The sequence below is a fragment of the Streptomyces sp. NPDC127038 genome (genome assembly GCF_042725875.1).
Taxonomy (GTDB): Bacteria; Actinomycetota; Actinomycetes; order Streptomycetales; family Streptomycetaceae; genus Streptomyces.
Map to the genome: position 1 here is coordinate 1 of NZ_JBHXDQ010000109.1, position 19,998 is coordinate 19,998.

15 protein-coding genes and 1 rRNA gene are annotated in these 19,998 nt (G+C 71.5%); 7 read left to right on the forward strand and 9 right to left on the reverse strand.

Annotated features, from left to right (window positions below; translation table 11 throughout):
* Nucleotides 1-88: 88 nt before the first annotated feature.
* Nucleotides 89-2,926: a preprotein translocase subunit SecA gene (gene secA / locus ACFWI4_RS39815; protein WP_387206398.1), complete on the reverse strand. Its 2,838-nt coding sequence runs from the start codon at nucleotides 2,924-2,926 to the stop codon at nucleotides 89-91.
* Between the two features lie 244 nt (nucleotides 2,927-3,170).
* Between secA and ACFWI4_RS39820 the strand changes: the two genes are divergently transcribed.
* Nucleotides 3,171-3,737 carry a GNAT family N-acetyltransferase gene (locus ACFWI4_RS39820; protein WP_387206418.1) on the forward strand — a complete coding sequence of 189 codons (567 nt, stop codon included), beginning with the start codon at nucleotides 3,171-3,173 and terminating at the stop codon, nucleotides 3,735-3,737.
* Nucleotides 3,738-3,918: 181 nt separating this feature from the next.
* The gene (locus tag ACFWI4_RS39825; RefSeq protein ID WP_385408612.1) at nucleotides 3,919-5,160 is read left to right on the forward strand and encodes a winged helix-turn-helix domain-containing protein; all 1,242 of its coding nucleotides are present in this window, start codon (nucleotides 3,919-3,921) and stop codon (nucleotides 5,158-5,160) included.
* A 41-nt stretch (nucleotides 5,161-5,201) separates the two neighbouring features.
* On the opposite strand, the gene ACFWI4_RS39830 is transcribed toward ACFWI4_RS39825, so the two are convergent.
* From ACFWI4_RS39830 to mtnA, 7 genes are all read right to left on the reverse strand, one after another.
* A complete protein-coding gene (locus ACFWI4_RS39830) occupies nucleotides 5,202-5,948 on the reverse strand; it encodes a response regulator (RefSeq protein WP_385408614.1) in 747 nt (248 codons plus the stop codon).
* 205 nt (nucleotides 5,949-6,153) lie between these two features.
* On the reverse strand, nucleotides 6,154-6,846 hold the full coding sequence (hpf, locus tag ACFWI4_RS39835; protein WP_385408635.1) for a ribosome hibernation-promoting factor, HPF/YfiA family: 693 nt from the start codon (nucleotides 6,844-6,846) through the stop codon (nucleotides 6,154-6,156).
* Between the two features lie 315 nt (nucleotides 6,847-7,161).
* Complete coding sequence (locus ACFWI4_RS39840) at nucleotides 7,162-8,028, reverse strand: ComF family protein (RefSeq protein WP_387206401.1); 867 nt, start codon at nucleotides 8,026-8,028, stop codon at nucleotides 7,162-7,164.
* A 173-nt stretch (nucleotides 8,029-8,201) separates the two neighbouring features.
* Nucleotides 8,202-10,046 carry an LpqB family beta-propeller domain-containing protein gene (locus ACFWI4_RS39845; protein WP_387206403.1) on the reverse strand — a complete coding sequence of 615 codons (1,845 nt, stop codon included), beginning with the start codon at nucleotides 10,044-10,046 and terminating at the stop codon, nucleotides 8,202-8,204.
* Nucleotides 10,036-12,117 (reverse strand): MtrAB system histidine kinase MtrB, encoded by a 2,082-nt coding sequence (mtrB, locus tag ACFWI4_RS39850; protein WP_387206406.1) that lies wholly within the window; start codon nucleotides 12,115-12,117, stop codon nucleotides 10,036-10,038. Before mtrB ends, ACFWI4_RS39845 begins: the two co-directional genes overlap by 11 nt.
* Before the next feature lies 1 nt (nucleotide 12,118).
* The gene (mtrA, locus tag ACFWI4_RS39855; protein ID WP_192582811.1) at nucleotides 12,119-12,808 is read right to left on the reverse strand and encodes a two-component system response regulator MtrA; all 690 of its coding nucleotides are present in this window, start codon (nucleotides 12,806-12,808) and stop codon (nucleotides 12,119-12,121) included.
* Nucleotides 12,809-12,816: 8 nt separating this feature from the next.
* Complete coding sequence (gene mtnA / locus ACFWI4_RS39860) at nucleotides 12,817-13,962, reverse strand: S-methyl-5-thioribose-1-phosphate isomerase (protein WP_385408623.1); 1,146 nt, start codon at nucleotides 13,960-13,962, stop codon at nucleotides 12,817-12,819.
* A gap of 140 nt (nucleotides 13,963-14,102) precedes the next feature.
* Here mtnA and ACFWI4_RS39865 point away from each other — a divergent pair, with 140 nt between their 5' ends.
* From ACFWI4_RS39865 to ACFWI4_RS39885, 5 genes are read left to right on the forward strand one after another with little or no spacing between them, the layout of a single operon-like run.
* A complete protein-coding gene (locus ACFWI4_RS39865) occupies nucleotides 14,103-15,461 on the forward strand; it encodes a glycerophosphoryl diester phosphodiesterase membrane domain-containing protein (protein WP_387206408.1) in 1,359 nt (452 codons plus the stop codon).
* 58 nt (nucleotides 15,462-15,519) lie between these two features.
* Nucleotides 15,520-16,302: a DUF4129 domain-containing protein gene (locus tag ACFWI4_RS39870; RefSeq protein WP_387206410.1), complete on the forward strand. Its 783-nt coding sequence runs from the start codon at nucleotides 15,520-15,522 to the stop codon at nucleotides 16,300-16,302.
* A complete protein-coding gene (locus ACFWI4_RS39875; protein WP_387206412.1) occupies nucleotides 16,299-17,495 on the forward strand; it encodes a DUF4350 domain-containing protein in 1,197 nt (398 codons plus the stop codon). The genes ACFWI4_RS39870 and ACFWI4_RS39875 overlap by 4 nt, the downstream gene beginning before the upstream one ends.
* Nucleotides 17,495-18,493, forward strand: coding sequence for an AAA family ATPase (locus ACFWI4_RS39880; RefSeq protein ID WP_387206414.1), 999 nt, complete (start codon nucleotides 17,495-17,497; stop codon nucleotides 18,491-18,493). Before ACFWI4_RS39875 ends, ACFWI4_RS39880 begins: the two co-directional genes overlap by 1 nt.
* Entirely contained in the window at nucleotides 18,493-19,803 is a 1,311-nt protein-coding gene (locus ACFWI4_RS39885; RefSeq protein ID WP_387206416.1) for a DUF58 domain-containing protein, read from the forward strand. Before ACFWI4_RS39880 ends, ACFWI4_RS39885 begins: the two co-directional genes overlap by 1 nt.
* 107 nt (nucleotides 19,804-19,910) lie before the next feature.
* Here the strand turns inward: ACFWI4_RS39885 and rrf are convergent.
* A 5S ribosomal RNA gene (gene rrf / locus ACFWI4_RS39890) occupies nucleotides 19,911-19,998 on the reverse strand; the annotation flags it as partial.

The window sequence follows — 19,998 nt, forward strand, 5'->3', positions numbered from 1 at the left end:
GGTTGTTGGGGCCCCCCTCCGGGGGTCCGGCCCTTCCCACGTCGTCAGGTCGCCCGCCGCGGTACTGCCCGCCGCAGGCGACCCTCACTCACTTCTTGCGGCGCCGCACGCCACCCTTCGCCTGCTTGCGGCGCTCGGCGCGCGTGAGGCCGTCCGCCTCGGACCGCACAGGCTCGTCGCTGGCGAAGTCGCCCTCGACGATGCCGCCCTCGCCGTCCACGGTCGGCGCCGAGAAGTGCAGCCGGTCCGGCCGCTGCGGGGCGTCGAGACCCTTGGCACGGATCTCGGGGCGCACACCGCCCGCGGGAACCGCCTCCTGCTTGGCCAGGGACGGCGAGTCCTCGACCTCGACCTCCTCGACGTGCTGCTCGACCTGGACCTCCAGGTTGAACAGGTAGCCGACGGACTCCTCCTTGATGCCGTCCATCATGGCGCTGAACATGTCGAAGCCCTCGCGCTGGTACTCGACCAGCGGGTCCTTCTGGGCCATCGCGCGCAGGCCGATGCCCTCCTGGAGATAGTCCATCTCGTAGAGGTGCTCACGCCACTTGCGGTCCAGGACCGACAGCACGACGCGCCGCTCCAGCTCACGCATGATCTCGGAGCCGAGCTGCTCCTCGCGGGCCGCGTACTGGTCGTGGATGTCGTCCTTGATGGACTCGGAGATGAACTCGGCGGTCAGACCGGCACGGTCACCGGCCTCCTCCTCCATCTCGTCGACGGTGACCTTCACCGGGTAGAGCTGCCGGAAGGCGCCCCACAGCCGGTCGAGGTCCCACTCCTCGGCGAAGCCCTCGGCGGTCTCGGCCGCGATGTAGGCGTCGATGGTGTCGTCCATGAAGTGCCGGATCTGGTCCTGGAGGTCCTCGCCCTCCAGCACCCGGCGGCGCTCGCCGTAGATGACCTCGCGCTGCCGGTTGAGCACCTCGTCGTACTTCAGGACGTTCTTGCGGGTCTCGAAGTTCTGCTGCTCGACCTGCGACTGGGCCGACGCGATGGCACGCGTGACCATCTTGTTCTCGATCGGCACGTCGTCCGGGACGTTCGCCATCGACATGACGCGCTCGACCATCTGCGCCTTGAACAGACGCATCAGGTCGTCGCCCAGCGACAGGTAGAACCGGGACTCGCCCGGGTCGCCCTGACGGCCGGAACGACCGCGCAGCTGGTTGTCGATGCGCCGCGACTCGTGGCGCTCGGTGCCGAGGACGTAGAGACCGCCGAGGTCCTTGACCTCTTCGTTCTCCGCGCGGACGGCGTGCTCGGCCTTCTCCAGGGCGGCGGGCAGTGCGTGCGCCCACTCCTCGATGTGCTCCTCGGGGTCGAGGCCGCGCTGGCGCAGCTCCGCCTCGGCGAGGTCCTCGGGGTTGCCGCCGAGCTTGATGTCCGTACCGCGGCCGGCCATGTTCGTGGCGACGGTCACGGCGCCCTTGCGGCCGGCCTGGGCGACGATCGTCGCCTCCCGGTCGTGCTGCTTGGCGTTCAGCACCTCGTGCTGGACACCGCGCTTGGAGAGCTGCTGCGAGAGGTACTCGGACTTCTCGACCGACGTCGTTCCGACGAGGATCGGCTGGCCCTTCTCGTGCTTCTCGACGATGTCGTCGACGACCGCCTCGAACTTCGCGACCTCGGTGCGGTAGATCAGGTCGGACTGGTCCTTGCGGACCATCGGCCGGTTGGTCGGGATCGGGACGACGCCGAGCTTGTAGATCTGGTGGAACTCGGCGGCCTCGGTCATCGCCGTACCGGTCATGCCGGACAGACCGGGCAGTTCCTTGCCGGCGTGGTCGTGGCGCTTGTAGAGGCGGAAGAAGTTCTGGAGGGTGATCGTGGCGAGCGTCTGGTTCTCGTCCTTGATGTCCACCCCTTCCTTCGCCTCGATCGCCTGGTGCATGCCCTCGTTGTAGCGGCGGCCGGCGAGGATACGGCCGGTGTGCTCGTCGACGATCATGACTTCGCCGTCGATGACGACGTAGTCCTTGTCCTTCTTGAACAGTTCCTTCGCCTTGATGGCGTTGTTCAGGTAACCGACGAGCGGGGTGTTCACCGACTCGTAGAGGTTGTCGATGCCCAGCCAGTCCTCGACCTTGGCGACGCCGGGCTCGTGGATGGCGACGGTGCGCTTCTTCTCGTCGACCTCGTAGTCGCCGGTCTCCTCGATGCCCTTCAGGGTGTTGCCGGCCTCGCCCTTCTTCAGGCGGGTGACCAGCTTGGCGAAGTCGCCGTACCACTTGGTGGCCTGGTCGGCCGGGCCGGAGATGATCAGCGGCGTACGGGCCTCGTCGACGAGGATGGAGTCGACCTCGTCGACGATCGCGAAGTTGTGGCCGCGCTGGACGAGCTCGTCCTGGGACCACGCCATGTTGTCGCGAAGGTAGTCGAAGCCGAACTCGTTGTTCGTGCCGTACGTGATGTCGCACGCGTACTGCTCGCGGCGCTGGGCCGGAGTCATGTTGGCGAGGATGCAGCCGACCTCGAGGCCGAGGAACTTGTGGACGCGGCCCATCATTTCGGAGTCGCGCTCGGCCAGGTAGTCGTTGACCGTGATGAGGTGGACGCCGGCTCCGGAGAGGGCGTTCAGATACGCGGGCAGGGTACCGACGAGGGTCTTGCCCTCACCGGTCTTCATCTCCGCGACATAGCCGAGGTGGAGCGCGGCTCCACCCATGATCTGTACGTCGTAGTGACGCTGGCCAAGAGCGCGCTTGGCCCCTTCGCGGACGGTGGCGAAGGCCTCGGGCATCAGGTCGTCGAGGCTCTCGCCGTCGGCGTACCGCTGCTTGTACTCATCGGTGAGGGCCCTCAGCTCGGCGTCGGAGAGGTCGACGAAGTCCTCTTCGATGGAGTTGACCTGGTCCGCGATGCGGTGCAGTTTGCGCAGGATCTTGCCTTCGCCTGCACGCATGATCTTCGAGAGGACGGACACGGGGGTTTGTCTCCTTGCCGGTCGGGCCTGGGACGGTCGGTTTCAATGACAGTTTCAAATCACAGCTTGAGCAACGGCCATCGTAAGCGAGGACCACACCGCGCCGGGAGGTCTGCCGGGGACAGCCACATGGACAACGGACAGGGGTTGCCGAAGGTGCCGCGTCCGCACAGCGAAAAGTAGCGAACCGGTCACCCAGGGCAAAGGAATGGCGTCCTTCCGCATGCCCGAGCAGAATCGGCCGATGGACCCCGTCACCCTGACCACCGACCGTCTCCTCCTGCGCGCCGTCGGCGTGGAGGACACCGACGCCGTCTTCGAGGCCGCCCAGGATCCCGACATCCAGCGCTGGACGACGATCCCCTCGCCCTATCTGCGCGAGCACGCGTCGGGCTTCACGGACCAGATGGTGCCCGAGGGCTGGGCGGACGGCTCGGCCTTCGCCTTCGGGGTCTTCCTTCCCTCCGGCGAGCTGGTCGGCATGATCGCCATCACCATGCGCTCCCTGGGTGTCGGCGAGGTCGGCTACTGGGCGACGAAGGAGCACCGCGGCAAGGGCTACACCACCGAGGCCACCGTCGCCGTCTCGCGCTGGGCGTTCACGGACCTGTCCGTCGACCGCGTCGAATGGCGTGCCGAGGTCGGCAACGCCGGCTCCCGCGCGGTCGCCGAACGCGCCGGCTTCGTCATCGAGGGGACCCTGCGCTCCGCGATCAACAACAAGGGCGTCCGCAGGGACTGCTGGGTGGGCTCGCTGCTCCCCTCCGACCTGGGCCTCCCGTCGACGGCGCCCTACCTGCCGGCCAGGTGAACGGCGTGGCGGCTCCCGGCACCCGCTCCCGGCCCGGCCCCGGCTTTCGGGCCGGATTCCGGGGCGGGAGCGGCCTCGGCGCCGCCGCGTTCCGCCCGTCGGCGAACCGGCTCCGTCCCCAGGTACCTCGGCTCCGTCCACAGGCGCCCCGGTTGTCAGTGGCACCGCCTAACGTGTGGGCATGACGAGTCTCCCGCGTCCCTCCACCGAACTCTCCGCGGACGAAGCCCGCCGCATCGCCCTGCGGGCGCAGGGTTTCCTGGGCGCGCCGGACCGCAGGGCGGGCGTCCGCGGAGTCCTGCGGCACCTCGGCGCGGTCCAGCTCGACACGATCTCCGTCCTGGCCCGCTCCCATGAACTGATCCCGTACGCCCGGCTCGGCGCCGTCGGCCGCAGGACCGTGGAGCAGGCCTACTGGACGTCGGCGCCGCCCGCCGACACGCCCCCGGCACCGCACGCCTTCGAGTACTGGTCCCACGCGGCCTGCATCCTGCCCGTGGAGGAGTGGCCCCACTTCGCGTTCCGCCGCCGCGCCTACCGCGCCCGCCCGCACTGGAACCACGACCTGCCCGACGGCGCCTACGACCAGGTCCTCAAGCAGCTGCGCGCCGAGGGACCCCTCACGGCCACGGACCTGGGCGGGGCGAAGAAGACCAGCGAGTGGTGGGACTGGTCGGGCACGAAGGTCGCCGTCGAACGCGCGCTGATGTACGGCGAGGTGGTGTGCGTGGAGCGGCGCGGCTGGAAGCGCGTCTACGACCTCGCCGAACGCGCGATCCCGAAGGCGCTGCTGCACGACGAGCTGGACGACCGGGAGTGCGTGCGCCGTCTGGTCGGCCTGGCGGGTCAGTCCCTCGGCGTCGGCACCCGCGCGGACATCGCCGACTACCACCGTCTGAGGCTGGAGCAGGTCGACGCGGTGATCGCGGACTCGGGCCTGGTCCCCGTGACGGTGGAGGGCTGGGGCAGGACGGCGGCGGGGAAGGCCGGCGCCGCGAGACCGGCCGGGGACGCGTGGGCGGATCCGGCGGCACTGGAGACGGTCCCGCGCGGCCGTCACCGTACGACCCTGCTGTCGCCCTTCGACTCCCTGATCTGGGAGCGGGCGCGCACGGAGCGGATCTTCGACTTCACGCACCGCCTGGAGGCGTACACCCCCAAGCCGAAGCGGGTCCACGGCTACTTCGCGATGCCGGTCCTGGCCGGCGGCCGGCTCGTCGGCCGGGTCGACCCCGCCCGGGAGGGCCGCACGCTGGTCGCGAGGCAGGTCACGCTGGACGGCGCGAAGGCGGTCCCGGCGGTGGCCCAGGCCCTGGCCGAGGCGGCGGACTGGGTGGACTGCACGGACGTACGGGTCGAGCGGGTGGACTCCCCCGGCCTGCGCGAGCCCCTGGCCGCGGAGCTGGCCCGCGTCCTGGGGTGACATCGCTCCGGGCGGCGCCCCGAGCGACGCCCGGCGCGCGGCTAGCGGATCTCCAGGATCTTCTCCCGCATCGCGTACACCACGGCCTCCATCCTGGAGTGCAGCTGGAGCTTCTCCAGGATGTTGCGGACATGGTTCTTCACGGTGTTCTCGGAGATGAACAGCTCCTTGGCGATGTCGCGGTTGTTCATCCCCGTCGCCACCAGCTTCAGGACCTCCAGCTCGCGGTCGGTGAGCCGCGGCGCGGGCACCAGCCTGCGCTCGTCCGTGCGCTGGATCATCGACTTGAACTCGGTGAGGAGTTTCGAGGCCATCGACGGGCTGATCTGCGACTGCCCGTCGGCGACCGCGCGGATGGCCGTGGCCACCTCGTCGGTGGAGATCTCCTTGAGGAGGTACCCGGTCGCCCCCGCCTTGATGGCGTCGTAGAGGTCGGCCTCCTCGTCGCTGATCGTCAGCATGATGATCTTCGCGCTGGGGGCCACCTCCTTGATGGAGGTGCACGCCTCGATACCGCCGCGCTTGGGCATCCGGACGTCCATCAGCACGATGTCGGGCAGCAGGTCGGCGGCCTTGTCGACCGCCTCCGCCCCGTCCCCCGCCTCACCGACGACCTGGATGTCCTCCTCGGCCGCGAGCACGATCTCCAGTCCGCGGCGGAAGAGAGCGTGGTCGTCCACGACCAGGACCCTGATGGGCTCCTTGCGAGAGGACTCCCCGCCCTGGCCGGAGGCGACGACCCGGTCGTCGGCATCGCCGGCACGCATCGGTCCGAAGCTGTCCGCCATCGTTCCTCCCCCTGAAGGCCGTGGCCTGTGTTTCCGTGGCATCGCCAACCCAAGGCAACGACCCACCGGTTGGGCCGGTGCGGCCATGATTCCATGTCCGGGCGGCGGCGGGGTGACGGAGCGGGACGTGAAGTGGTCGCACACCGGTGCCCCTGGGGGCGCACTCGCGCTCCAGGGGCACCGGCTCAGCCGTCACAGGTGACGGTCAGCCGCCGAGAGCGCCGCCCGGCGCGTCGGCCCCGCCCTGGGTGACCATCGGGTCCGTGCTGAGGTGGATGACACCGTAGTCGTACGCGTGGCGCCGGTAGACGACGCTGGGCTCCTTCGTCTCGGAGTCGACGAAGAGGTAGAAGTCGTGCCCGACCAGCTCCATCTCGTAGAGCGCCTGGTCGAGCGTCATCGGTGCGGCCACGTGGGTCTTCTCGCGGACGATGCAGGGGCCCTCGCCCATGATCTCCAGAGAACCGATCTTCTTGGTGGGCACGGCGTCCGGCTCCTCGTCACGGACGACGTCACCGCTGCCGTTCAGGGTCGCGGCACCCGGGACGACATCGGCGACCTCGGCCGCCGAGAGCCTGCCGTTCCCACGACGGGTGTAGCGCTTGTCGTGCTGCTTGCGCAGCCGGGCCTCGAGCTTGTCCGCGGCCAGGTCGAGTGCTGCATACGCGTCGCTTGCCGCTGCCTCCGCCCGGATCACCGGCCCGCGGGAGTGGAGCGTGATCTCCACCCGGTCACTGCGGTCGGCCTGTCGGGGGTTGGGCTCCTTGGACACCTCGACGTCGAGGCTGATCACCTTGCCATCGAGCTTCTGGATCTTCTCCAGCTTCAGCTTCTCGGCCACGTGCTTGCGGAACCGCTCGGGCACCTCGGTCTTGCGGCCCTTGACGACGATGTCCACGCAGAACTCCGTTCCCGGATAGCCCCGCTCCACAGGCGGAGCATCTCCCTTTTGCACCAGGCTCCGGTGAGCCCCGGAACCTCGGACTCGGTGACTTTCACCTCCTCCTCCCCCAAGGACAAGATCTCCACCCCACCGATGCGGGTGATTGCCGGAAAGTCACGCTTCGGCACTCGGATGCGCGAGGTACGGCCTGCGCCATTGCCTCACAACCGAACATATCTCGCCCGGACGGATGTCGTCACCCTCTACTGATACGTACCTCCGTTCAGGTGAATTGACCCTCTCGTTACCTGCAACGATGCAAGTTCACGGTCAGTTCCGGTTTATTTCGAAGGCGTCCGGCGGCGCCGCGATCACCGCCGATCCGACGGTGTCCCCGCTCCTGCCTCCGGCCTGCTCCCTACCCGCGATTCGCCCGTACACCTCCATCGACTCCTTCCTCTCACCCGTCCATCGCAGCGCCCGCGCACCCGACTGCGCGGCCCGCACCGCGCGCGCCGCCTCCGCCAGCGACGCCCCGGTCGTCATCAGGTCGTCCACCAGCACGACCCTGCTGCCCCCGGCCAGCAGCCGGCCGCCCCCGGCGACGGTCTCCAGGGCGCCCGCCAGATTCGCCGCCCGCTGGCGGGAGTTCAGTCCCGACTGATCGGCCACGGGCCGCCGCTGCCGCAGCACACCGAGCACCCGGGCCGGTGTCCCCGTGCGCCGCAGCTCCGCGGCCGCCGCGAGCGCGATCCGACGCGCGGGATCGTGTCCCCGCGCCCGGACCGCCCGCCGCGCCGACGGCACGGGCACGAGCAGCACGGGCCGCCGTACGGCCCCCTTCCCGGGCCCCGGCCGTACCTGCGGGGCCGTGGGCCGCCCCGGAGGGTCCGGGTGCCCCCGTGGCCCCAGAGCCGCCCGCACGGCCCCCGCCAGGGCCGCGCCCAGGGGTGCCGCCAGCGCCAGCGCACCCCGTTCCTTGTGGGCGAGGAGCATGGCGCGCACCTCGTCCCCGTAGGGAGCCGCCGCGTGCACCACGGGCAGCCCCGCCGGCTCGGGCACCGGTCGCACCCGGCACGGAGCGGCCCCTGTCAGGGCGGCACGGCACTCGGGACAGAGCACCGTGCGAGGCCTGCCGCAGCCTCCGCACTCGGCCGGCAGCACCAGATCCGTGAGATCCCGCCACCACCCCCGCATGGCCACCACTGTGCCAACGCCCGGCCCGCCCGGCCACCCCTGTGGAAAACCCGGCGGAACCGTCTGTGGACAACCGCCGGGAGCAGGTCCGCACCGACCGCCCGAAACGGCGGTGGGCCCGCCCGGAGACCGGACGAGCCCACCGCGAACGCGCACCGCGAACGCCTACTGCGTCAGCCGGGATAGACCGGCGCCGTCCCGTCCTTGACCACCTTCTGCCACTGCTCGCCCGCCGACAGGCGCACGATGCCGTCCGTCTCCGAGTGCGCCACCAGAGGCAGCTGCTCGTCCTCCGACGCGGCGATCTCCTTGACGTTGGCCAGCGCCGAGGGCGAGGTGCCCAGCGGCGTGGAGCCGTCGACCTGGACGTACTGCATCTGCTGCACCCCGCCCTTCTCGCTGCCGACCACCACGAGGCGGCTGTCCCCGGCCCAGGACATGGCCGTGACCTCCTCCAGCTGCGGCGCGATGGAACGCGGCTCGAAGATGTAGGCCCCGGCGGGCTCGTCCGGCTTGGACCGCTCGATGCGTCCGATCTGGAGCGAGCTCGTGCCGTTCTTCTCGACGATCAGCGCGATGCGCACGCCGTCGGCCGCCACCCGTACCGCCTGGATGCGCCCGTCGAGCTCCGGCGCCTGCACGACGACGGGCTGGCCCGCGCCCTTCTGCAACAGGAGCAGCCTGGGGTTCTTCGGGTCGCGGTCGGCCACCCACAGGTCGCCCCGCGCGTCCCAGCTCGGCGTCGTCAGCCGGTCGTCGACCGTGGCGCCCTGGCTGCGGACCACGGGCTCGGCGAGCGAACCGCCCGACACCAGCGACCCGACGTACAGGCTGCGGCCGTCGGCGGACACTCCGGCCGCCGTGTCCTCGTCACGCGAGACCGCGGCCGCCCGCAGCTTCTTGCCGCCCTCGCCCAGCGCGCCGGGCACCGCCTCGGGCTCCTTGTCACGGTTGCCGCCCGGCATCCGTACGAGCCGCTGGTCGTGATCGATGAAGTACTGGTACTCCGGGTGCTCGCCCGTGCCGTGCGAGGCGACGCTCTCGGCCCTCGCCTTGGTCAGCACGCACAGCTGCGAGCCGTTCGACCGCTGGAGCTCCACCTCGTCGACGCCGGTGGGCGTCAGGTCCCGGAGGGTGAGCAGGATCTGGGCCGCCATCTGCCGGCACTGGGTACCTCCCACCCGGTCGGCCCGCGCGTTCAGCGGCACCGTGACGCTGTTCTGGTCGTCGGGGGACAGCGACACGTCACCGTTTTTCAGCTCCGTGCCCGTGGGGAAGCTCGACCTGACCACCGGGTCCAGCCAGCTCGTGGGGCCCTTCAGCAGCGCGCGCACGATCTGCGTCATCGGGTCCACCTGAGCGCGCACGTAGACCGGGTCGGCGACGGTCCCCAGGGGGCCGCCCGTCCCGGAGGGCCCGTTCGAGGCGTAGTAGTACTTGTTCACGGACACGTAGTTCCGCTGGAAGTCGGACGTGCCCATGACCACGCCCTGCGGCAGTCCGTCGATGCGCCACTGCTTGTTGCTCTTCAGCTTGGTCAGATGCACCGAACCGCTGTACTGACCGGAGTCCGGCCCGTACGCGTGCCGGCTGTCCACCGTGGCGACCTTGCTGCCGTTCAGCCGGAACAGGACGTCATGGCTGCCGTCCTTGGTCCCCGAGGGCGCTCCCACGGGCTCCGGCGCGTCCGCGAGGACCGTCGTCGAACGGTAGGGGTCCCAGGTCTTGCGCGCGCTGTCGGTGAGGTACTTGCCGGCCGTCTCGTACTTGGCGTCGTCGCTGGTCAGCGCCTCCAGGAAGCCCTGCACGATCTCCGCGGCCGAGGCGCCGGGATGCGGCGGCACGGCGTAGACGCGGACCTGCGGGTCCTGGCGCGGGGTGGACTCCACCCCGCGCAGATCCCCGCTGTCCGGCATCGAGGCGCAGCCCGCCAGCAGCAGGGCGCCACAACCCGCGTACACCAGGACGCGTACCGCACGGTGTCCGCGGACACCGCTCCCCCGTCGGTCAGCGCCCACGAAATGCCTCCCCATGTCCGAGCTCCTCCGGCGTGTCGCCGTCCCGCCCCCGCTCCTGCGCGGTCCGTTCCCGGCCGGTGCCGGATGTCTCCTGCTGGCGGGGCAGCGCCCCGGTGGGCCGGGGCACCACACGGGCTCCGCTGCCCGGCAGCGCCGTCGGATCGGCCGTGGGCGGGACCCCGGCCAGCCGGGGGGCCATGGCCCCGCGCTGCGCCATCGGATCCGCCGAGGACCCGGCCTGCTGCACGGGGACCGTGGCGCGCTTCGTGGTGCCGCCGTGCGGCAGCCCGGCGTCGTCGAGTCCGCGGTTGCGCCGCGAGTCCTTGGGTTCCAGCGGTATCGGTGATCCCCTGAGCGGCTCGTCCGCCGTCCTCGGCAGGGTCAGCCGGAACTGCGAGCCGCCGCCCGGCTCGCCCCAGGCCTGGAGCCAGCCGCCGTGCAGCCGCGCGTCCTCCAGGGCGATGGACAGGCCCAGGCCCGTTCCGCCGGTGGTACGCGCGCGTGCCGGGTCGGCCCGCCAGAAGCGGCTGAACACCCGGGTCGCCTCGCCGGGCTTGAGCCCGACGCCGTAGTCGCGGACCGCGATCGCGACCGCTCCGCCCGCCGCGGCGAGCTTGACGACGACGTCCTTGCCCTCGCCGTGCTCCACGGCGTTGACGACGAGATTGCGCAGCACGCGCTCGACGCGCCGCGCGTCCGCCTCGGCGATCAGCGGCTGCTGGTCGCCGACGACACGTATGAGGGTGCCCTTGCGTTCGGCGAGCGGCTCGGCGCCGCCGACCACCCGTCGCACGACCTCCCTGAGGTCGATGGCGTCGGCTTCGAGGGCCGCCGCGCCCGCGTCGAACCGGCTGATCTCCAGCAGGTCGGCGAGGAGCGTCTCGAAGCGGTCGAGCTGGTCGGCGAGGAGTTCGGCCGACCGCGCTGTCACCGGGTCGAAGTCCACGCGGGCGTCGTGGATGACGTCTGCGGCCATCCGCACGGTGGTCAGCGGGGTGCGCAGCTCGTGCGACACGTCGGAGACGAACCGCCGCTGCATCCGCGACAGGTCCTCCAGCTGCTGGATCTTGAGCTGGAGGTTCTGGGCCATCTTGTTGAAGGCCTCGCCGAGGCGCGCGATGTCGTCCTCGCCGGTGACCTTCATACGTTCCTGGAGGCGCCCGGCGGAGAGCCGTTCGGCGATCCCGGCCGCCATCCGCACCGGGGTGACGACCTGGCGGACCACGAGCCAGGCGATGGCCCCGAGGAGCACCACCACGAAGAGTCCGGCCGTCGCGAGCGTGCCCTTGACCAGGCTCAGCGACTTCTCCTCCTGCGTGAGCGGGAAGAGGTAGTAGAGCTGGTACGCGTCCCCGTTGGGGTCGCTGACCTGCTTGCCGATGACCAGCGCCGGCTGGGACTCCTTGCCGTCCTTGTAGACGACACGGGTGTAGCTCTGCGCCGCCGCGGTGCTCCTGTCGACCCGGGCACGCAGGTTCTCGGGAACGCTCACGGTCGGGTCGACCTGGCCCGAGTACCGCGGTGCGAGACCGCCGGTGCCGTCGCCCGAGACGGTGGAGTTGAGCGTGACCACGTCGAACGCGCCCTGTCCTCCACTGGACAGGGACACGACGAGGTCGGTCATCCACTGGCTGACGTTCTTCGACCGGCCGTCCCCGGCCGAACCGTCGTCGCCGTTCGCCGTCGCCGCGGAGTCCGCCTTCTGCTTGGCCACCGAGAAACCGCCGGTGGCCTGGCTCTGCGACGCCCGCACCTTGGCGTCCAGCAGACCGTTGCGCACCTGCCCGATCACCACGAGGCCGAGGAGCAGGACGACGCCCATGGACATCAGCAGCGTCGTCGCGACGATCTTGAGCTGGATGTTGCGCCGCCACAGCCGCATCACGGGCAGCAGCGGACGGCGCACCCAGCGTATGAGCAGCCGGAGGACCGGGCTGCCCTGGACCCCTCCCTGGAACAGCCCTCCCTCGAAGAACCGCTCCCAGCGGGAGCCCTTCATCTTCCGGCCGACAGGCCGCCCCGAACGATCCCCCTGCTCAGCGGACGCCGAAGCGGCACTGTCGAATGACATGTCAGCTCGGTCCTGCCTTGTATCCGACGCCTCGGACGGTCACCACGATCTCCGGGCGCTCCGGGTCCTTCTCGACCTTGGAGCGCAGTCGCTGGACGTGCACGTTGACCAGACGGGTGTCCGCCGCGTGCCGGTAGCCCCACACCTGCTCCAGCAGGACCTCACGCGTGAAGACCTGCCACGGCTTGCGCGCCAGGGCGACCAGGAGGTCGAACTCCAGCGGCGTCAGCGCGATCGACATGCCTTCCCGCTTCACAGAGTGACCGGCCACGTCGATCACGAGATCGCCGATCGACAGCTGCTCGGGGGCAGGCTCCTCCGACCGGCGCAGCCGCGCCCTGATCCGGGCCACCAGCTCTTTTGGCTTGAACGGCTTCACGATGTAGTCGTCGGCGCCCGATTCGAGGCCGACCACGACATCGACGGTGTCGCTCTTCGCCGTGAGCATCACGATCGGCACCCCGGACTCCGCCCTGATCAGGCGGCACACCTCGATGCCGTCCCGTCCGGGCAGCATGAGGTCCAGGAGCACCAGGTCGGGCTTGGCATCGCGGAAAGCGGCCAGCGCCTTGTCGCCGTCGGCTACGAAAGACGGCTCAAAACCTTCACCACGCAACACAATGCCGAGCATCTCGGCCAGTGCGGTGTCGTCATCGACGACAAGGACTCGTCCCTTCATAAACGACATCATCCCATTAACTAAATCGTTACCTGGCGTGACAAGTCACACAGCTCGGCGAGCGCCTCAGCCGTCACGGGCGAAACTACGCCCTCTTCGGTGACGATCGCCGTGATCAACTCCGGCGGCGTCACGTCGAACGCCGGGTTGTACGCCTGGGTCCCCAGGGGTGCCACAGGTATACCCCCTCCCGGTTCGGCCCCCGCCACCGGCACCTGCGGAGCCGCGATCTCCGTCACTTCATGACCCGCGCGCTGCTCGACCTCGATGGATCCGCCGTCGGGCGTGTCCGGGTCGATCGTCGTCACCGGCGCAACCACGATGAACGGCACGTGGTGGTACCTGGCGAGCACCGCGAGCGGATAGCTCCCCACCTTGTTGGCCACGGAACCGTCGGCGGCGATGCGGTCGGCGCCGATGAGCACCGCGTCCACCTCACCGGCCGCGAACAGTGAGCCCGCCGCGTTGTCCGTGAGCAGCGTGTACGCCATCCCGGAGCGCGCCGCCTCGTAGGCCGTCAGCCGGGCGCCCTGGAGCAGGGGCCGCGTCTCGTCCACCCAGAGCCGACGCAGCCGCCCCGCCCGGTGCGCGGCGAGCGCCACGGCGAACGCGGTGCCCTCGCCTCCGGAGACCAGCGCGCCGGTGTTGCAGTGCGTGAGCACCCGGTGGCCGCCGCCCGGCATCAGTTCGTCGAGCAGCGCCAGCCCGTGCCGGGCCATGCGGGAGCTCGCCTCGGCGTCCTGGCGGTGCAGCACCCGGGCCGCGTTGAGCGCCGCAGCCGCGGCAGCCGCCTGGTCCCCGCCCGCGGACAGCGCGGCACGGTGGGCCGCCTGCGCCCTGCGCACCCCGACCGCGAGGTTCACGGCGGTCGGCCGGGCGGCGGCCAGCGCGTGGGCGGCCTCCTCCACGTCGAAGCCGCGTACGGCGGCGAGCGCGACGCCGTACGCCCCGGCGATCCCGAGCAGCGGCGCCCCGCGCACGGCGAGCGTACGGATCGCCTCCACCAGCGCGGGAGCGTCCGTGCACACGAGCTCGACCTCCTCCGCGGGAAGTCTCGTCTGGTCGAGAAGGACCACCACGGGACCTTCTGGCGGCTCGTGCCAGCGGATCGCGGGTATCTCCGTCGGCCCGCTGTCCTCGCGGGGTTGCGCGTAGTGATCGGCCATCCACTCAGTCTGCCCCGTATCCGGCGGACAATTGAAGGTGTGCAGCCCATACGGGGCCCGTCCCCCGGCGGGCACGCCGTGACACGATGGCTGTCAACCTGCCGCCGCGACCGCGGGACGGGCACCGTGAAGGAGCGACGATGAACGACACTCCGGGCTGGGCGTCGCCCGGATCCGCCCCCTCCGGCGCGAAGGAGCCGGACACGTCCGGCACCCCGGGGCCCACGGACCGGGACTCCGGCACTCCGGGCCCCGCGGACCAGGACGGAGCGAACCCGCCCGAGCAGCCCTCGAAGTGGTCCAAGGAACAGCCTCCGCCCGGCCAGTGGTCCGCGCCTGGTGCGCACGCTCCCGCGCAGACCCCGCCGACCACCGCACCCGGCGCCGGCTGGGGCGCCCGGCCCCCCGCCGGCCCGGGCGGCCCGGGCGGCGGGCACGGCCGCTGGTCGGGCCCGGGACCCGGCGGGCCCGCGGGCTGGGGCGGCAACTGGGGCCACCAGCCGGCGGCCGCCCGTCCCGGCGTGATCCCGCTGCGCCCGCTCGGCGTCGGCGAGATCCTGGACGGCGCCGTCTCGACCATGCGCAGCTACTGGCGCACGGTCCTCGGCATCTCCCTGACCGTCGCCGTCGTCACGCAGATCGCCGTGATCCTGCTCCAGGGCCTCGTCCTGAACGACAACGCCGACACGTCGGCCCTCGACGATCCGAGCGCCACCGTCGGCGAGCTGGCCCGGGCCATGGGCAGCACGCTGCTCAGCTCCGGTCTCGTCCTGCTCGTCACCCTGCTCGGCACCATCGTCGCCACCGCCCTGCTCACCTCGGTGACCAGCCGCGCCGTGATCGGCAAGCCGGTGACCACGGGCGAGGCCTGGCAGGACGCCCGCCCCCAGCTGGCCAAGCTGTTCGGCCTGACGCTGCTGCTCCCGCTCATCGCCCTCGCGATCATGGCCGTCGGCGCGGTGCCGGGACTGCTCGCGGTGGCGGCGGGCTCGCACGACGGCGGTATCGCGCTCGCGATCCTCGGCGCCTTCGCCGCGGGCTTCGTCGCCCTCTGGCTGATGATCCGCTTCTCGCTCGCCTCTCCCGCCCTGATGCTGGAGAAGCAGGGCATCGTGAAGTCGATGCGCCGCTCCGCGAAGCTCGTCCGCGGCTCCTGGTGGCGGGTGTTCGGCATCCAGCTGCTCGCCACGGTCATCGCCAACATCGTGGCGTCGATCATCGTGATCCCCTTCGCCGTCCTCGCCGCCGCCCTGAGCGGCGACGGTTTCGCCGGCTTCCTGGACAGCTCCGGCGGCGACCTCGGCTGGACCTTCCTCATCGTCAGCGGCATCGGCTCGGTGATCGGATCCATGATCACCTTCCCGATCACCGCGGGCGTCACGGTGCTCCTGTACATCGACCGGCGCATCCGCCGCGAGGCCCTCGACCTCGACCTCGCCCGGGCCGCCGGCCTCCAGGACTACGGCACCGAGGCCTCCGGCACCACACCGGGGAGCTGATGCGGTGAACGGGGCGGGGGGAGTTCTCACGGCGGTCTTCGCGGGGCCGCACAGGGGCATGGCAGCGGTCCTCACAGGGCCGCACGGCGGTGTGACAGCGGTCCTGTCGGGACCGCGCGCCGGTGCGACAGCCGTCCTCGCGCTGTCGCGGGGCGGCACACCACCGGTGACCACACCGCGCGAGGCCGCCCGCGAGGCGGCCAGACGCGAACTGTCCAAGCGGATGTACCACGAGAACGACCCCGGCCTCGTCCAGCGCGCCCTCAACGCCTTCTGGGACTGGGTCGACCGGCTGTTCGGCGCCGCCTCGGCCGCGACACCCGGCGGCACCCTCGGACTCGTCGTCATCGCGCTCGCCGTGGCGGCCGTCGTGGCGGCCCTGTGGTGGCGCCTGGGCACCCCGCACCGCACCCCCGCAGCGTCCGCCACCCTCTTCGACGACCGCCCCAGGAGCGCCGCCGAGCACCGCGCCACCGCGGAGGCGCACGCCGCCCAGGGCCACTGGAACCAGGCCGTCCAGGAACGCATGCGCGCCGTCGTACGGTCCTTGGAAGAACGCGCCCTCCTCGATCCGCGCCCCGGCCGCACCGCGGACGAGGCGGCGGCGGAGGCCGGCCGCCCCCTGCCCTCCCACGCCGACCGGCTGCGCGCCTCGGCACGCGACTTCGACGACATCACGTACGGCGGCCGCACCGGCGACCCGCGCGCGTACGAGCGGCTCACCGAGCTCGACCGCGACCTGGAGCGCACCAGGCCCGTACTCACGGACAGCAGCCACGGCAGCCACCACGGCACTGACCCGAACACGGCCCACGACAGCCGCCGCGGGGCCGCCTCATGACCGAGGCCGCCCTCGCGCCCGCCCCGACCTCGACCTCGCCGACGGCCCGACGGCTGTGGACCCGCTCGCGCGGAATCGTCCTCGCCCTCGTCCTCCTGCTGGTGGCCGCCGTCGTGATGGCCGCGGTCCGCTCGGACGCCCGGCACGGACGCCTCGACCCGCGCTCCGCCGACCCCTCCGGCAGCCACGCGCTCGCCCGGCTCCTCGCGGAACGGGGAGTCTCCACCCGTGTCGTCACCACCCTCGACGAGGCCCGCTCCGCGGCCGGCCCCGGCACCACCCTGCTGATCGCGGCCCCCGACCTGCTGACCAAGCATCAACAGGACCTTCTGCACTCGGCGACGGAACGCTCCGGCGGCCGTACGGTCCTGGTCGCCCCCGGAGCGCCCTCCGTCGGCACCCTCGCCCCCGGCGTCACCGCCGACCCCGCGGCCAGCTTCGACTCGACGCTCGCCCCCCGCTGCGCCCTGCCCGCCGCCCTCCGCGCGGGCGGCGCCGACACGGGCGGCATCCGCTACACCACCACGGAACCCGACGCCGACACCTGCTACCCGAGCGACGGACTGCCGACGCTCCTGCGCGTGCCGGCCCGCTCCGGGAACGGCGACACCGTCGTCCTCGGAGCACCCGACATCCTCTACAACGACCGGCTCGACGAGCAGGGCAACGCCTCGCTCGCGCTCCAACTCCTCGGCTCCCGCGCGCATCTGGTCTGGTACCTCCCCTCGCTCTCCGACGACTCGGCCACCGGCACCGGCCGCCGGAGCTTCTTCGACCTGCTCCCCTCGGGCTGGCTCTGGGGCACGCTCCAGCTGTTCATCGCCGCCGTCCTGGCAGCCCTGTGGAGGGCACGCCGCATGGGTCCCCTCGTACCCGAACGGCTCCCCGTCGCGATCCGCGCCTCCGAGACCGCCGAGGGCCGCGCCCGCCTCTACCGCAAGGCGTCGGCCCGGGACCGCGCGGCCACCGCTCTGCGCTCCGCCACCCGCATCCGCCTCGCCCCCCTCGTCGGTGTCTCCCCGGCCCAGGCACACGCGCCCGAGACCCTTCTCCCCGCTCTGGCCGCCCACTTCGACGGCGACACACAGGCCCTGCTCCCGCTCCTGTTCGGGCCGCCGCCAAGCGACGACGCGGCCCTCGTCTCCCTCGCCGACCAACTCGACGCCCTCGAAAGAGAGGTACGCATTTCATGATGGACCCGACCACTGACAACGCCGGTTACACCGGGTACTCCGGGGACGCGGGCGCCGCCCGCTCGTCCCTTGAGGCCCTGCGCACCGAGATCGCCAAAGCCGTGGTCGGCCAGGACCCCGCCGTGACCGGACTCGTCGTCGCCCTCCTGTGCCGCGGACACGTCCTCCTCGAAGGGGTCCCCGGAGTGGCCAAGACACTCCTCGTCCGCGCACTCGCGTCCGCGCTGGAACTCGACACCAAGCGCGTCCAGTTCACCCCCGACCTGATGCCGAGCGACGTCACCGGCTCCCTCGTCTACGACGCCCGCACCGCCGAGTTCTCCTTCCAGCCCGGCCCGGTCTTCACCAATCTCCTGCTCGCCGACGAGATCAACCGCACTCCTCCCAAGACCCAGGCGTCGCTGCTTGAGGCGATGGAGGAACGCCAGGTCACCGTCGACGGCACCCCCCGGCCCCTCCCCGAGCCCTTCCTGGTCGCGGCGACCCAGAACCCGGTCGAGTACGAGGGAACGTATCCGCTCCCCGAGGCCCAACTGGACCGCTTCCTGCTCAAACTGACGATCCCGCTGCCCTCCCGCCAGGACGAGATCGACGTCCTCACCCGCCACTCCGAGGGCTTCAACCCGCGCGATCTGCGCGCCGCCGGACTTCGTCCCGTCGCCGGTGCCGCGGATCTCGAAGCCGCCCGTGCCGCGGTCGCCAAGACGGCCGTCTCTCCCGAGATCACCGGTTACGTCGTCGACCTGTGCCGCGCGACCCGCCAGTCGCCGTCGCTCACCCTCGGGGTCTCCCCGCGCGGCGCGACCGCCCTGCTCGCCACCGCGCGCGCGTGGGCCTGGCTGACCGGCCGCGACTACGTCATCCCCGACGACGTGAAGGCGCTGGCCCTGCCGACGCTCCGTCACCGTGTCCAACTCCGCCCCGAGGCCGAGATGGAGGGCGTGACGGCGGACTCCGTCATCAACGCGATCCTCGCCCACGTCCCCGTCCCCCGCTGATGGCACTCACCGGACGCGCCGCTCTCCTGGCGGCCCTCGGCGCCGTCCCCGTCGGCATCTGGGGGCCCAGCTGGACAGGCATCCTCGCAGTGAACGTCCCCCTGGCCCTGGCCTGCGCCTGCGACGCCGCCCTCGCGGCTCCCGTACGACGTCTCGGTCTCACCCGTTCCGGTGACACCTCGGTGCGCCTGGGGGAGTCGGCCGACGTCACCCTCACGGTCACCAATCCCTCCGGCCGTCCGCTGCGCGCACACCTCAGGGACGCCTGGCCGCCGAGCAGTTGGGAACCCGGCACCGAGGTCGAGGCCTCCCGTCACCGGCTGACGGTCCCCGCGGGCGAGCGCCGCCGTGTGACGACCCGTCTGCGCCCCACCCGCCGCGGCGACCGCCGGGCCGACCGGGTCACGATCCGCTCGTTCGGCCCGCTCGGCCTGTTCTCCCGTCAGGGCGGCCACGAAGTCCCCTGGGCCGTACGGGTCCTGCCCCCCTTCACCAGCCGGAAGCACCTCCCGTCCAAGCTGGCCCGGCTGCGTGAACTCGACGGCCGCACCAGTGTGCTGACGCGTGGTGAGGGAACGGAGTTCGACAGCCTGCGCGAGTACGTTCCCGGTGACGACACCCGTTCCATCGACTGGCGCGCCACGGCCCGCAGGTCGACGGTGGCCGTACGCACCTGGCGTCCCGAGCGCGACCGGCACATCCTGCTCGTCCTCGACACCGGCCGCACCTCCGCCGGTCGTGTCGGCGACGCGCCGCGCCTCGACGCCTCCATGGACGCGGCCCTGCTCCTCGCCGCCCTGGCCTCCCGCGCCGGCGACCGCGTGGACCTTCTCGCCTACGACCGCCGGGTACGCGCCCTCGTCCAGGGCCGGCCGTCGGGTGACGTCCTTCCGTCCCTGGTCGACGCGATGGCCGGGCTCGAACCGGAGCTCGTCGAGACGGACGCCCGCGGTCTGACCGCGACGGCCCTGCGGACGACTCCGCGCCGCTCCCTGATCGTGCTGCTGACGGCTCTCGACGCGGCCCCTGTCGAGGAGGGGCTGCTGCCCGTGCTGTCCGGCCTTACGCAGCGGCACACGGTGCTGCTGGCATCGGTCGCGGATCCGCAGGTGGCGCGGATGGCGAAGGCCCGGGGGGACATCGACGCGGTGTACGAGGCGGCGTCGGCGGCTCAGGCGGACGCCGAACGGAGGCGTACGGCCGAGACGTTGCGCCGGCGTGGGGTCACCGTCGTCGACGCGGCTCCGGACGACCTCGCGCCGGCCCTCGCCGACGCCTATCTGGCCCTGAAATCCGCGGGCCGGCTGTAGCAGCGGAAAGGGGCCGGAAACCGGAGACGTCGTCGGCCGGGAAATGACCCCTGAACACAGAAAACCCCCGTACCGGTATCCCCGGTACGGGGGTTTTCACAAAATTTGTTCGGCGGCGTCCTACTCTCCCACAGGGTCCCCCCTGCAGTACCATCGGCGCTGTGAGGCTTAGCTTCCGGGTTCGGAATGTAACCG

Bases quoted from the DNA above. Each gene is read 5' to 3' on its own strand.
- ACFWI4_RS39875 (WP_387206412.1), top strand. From the start codon at position 16,299: ATGACCGAGGCCGCCCTCGCGCCCGCCCCGACCTCGACCTCGCCGACG.
- ACFWI4_RS39825 (WP_385408612.1), top strand. From the start codon at position 3,919: ATGACGAGTCTCCCGCGTCCCTCCACCGAACTCTCCGCGGACGAAGCC.
- ACFWI4_RS39830 (WP_385408614.1), bottom strand. From the start codon at position 5,948: ATGGCGGACAGCTTCGGACCGATGCGTGCCGGCGATGCCGACGACCGG.
- ACFWI4_RS39840 (WP_387206401.1), bottom strand. From the start codon at position 8,028: ATGCGGGGGTGGTGGCGGGATCTCACGGATCTGGTGCTGCCGGCCGAG.
- ACFWI4_RS39885 (WP_387206416.1), top strand. From the start codon at position 18,493: ATGGCACTCACCGGACGCGCCGCTCTCCTGGCGGCCCTCGGCGCCGTC.
- mtrA (WP_192582811.1), bottom strand. From the start codon at position 12,808: ATGATGTCGTTTATGAAGGGACGAGTCCTTGTCGTCGATGACGACACC.
- ACFWI4_RS39880 (WP_387206414.1), top strand. From the start codon at position 17,495: ATGGACCCGACCACTGACAACGCCGGTTACACCGGGTACTCCGGGGAC.
- mtrB (WP_387206406.1), bottom strand. From the start codon at position 12,117: ATGTCATTCGACAGTGCCGCTTCGGCGTCCGCTGAGCAGGGGGATCGT.
- ACFWI4_RS39820 (WP_387206418.1), top strand. From the start codon at position 3,171: ATGGACCCCGTCACCCTGACCACCGACCGTCTCCTCCTGCGCGCCGTC.
- ACFWI4_RS39865 (WP_387206408.1), top strand. From the start codon at position 14,103: ATGAACGACACTCCGGGCTGGGCGTCGCCCGGATCCGCCCCCTCCGGC.
- ACFWI4_RS39870 (WP_387206410.1), top strand. From the start codon at position 15,520: ATGGCAGCGGTCCTCACAGGGCCGCACGGCGGTGTGACAGCGGTCCTG.
- mtnA (WP_385408623.1), bottom strand. From the start codon at position 13,962: ATGGCCGATCACTACGCGCAACCCCGCGAGGACAGCGGGCCGACGGAG.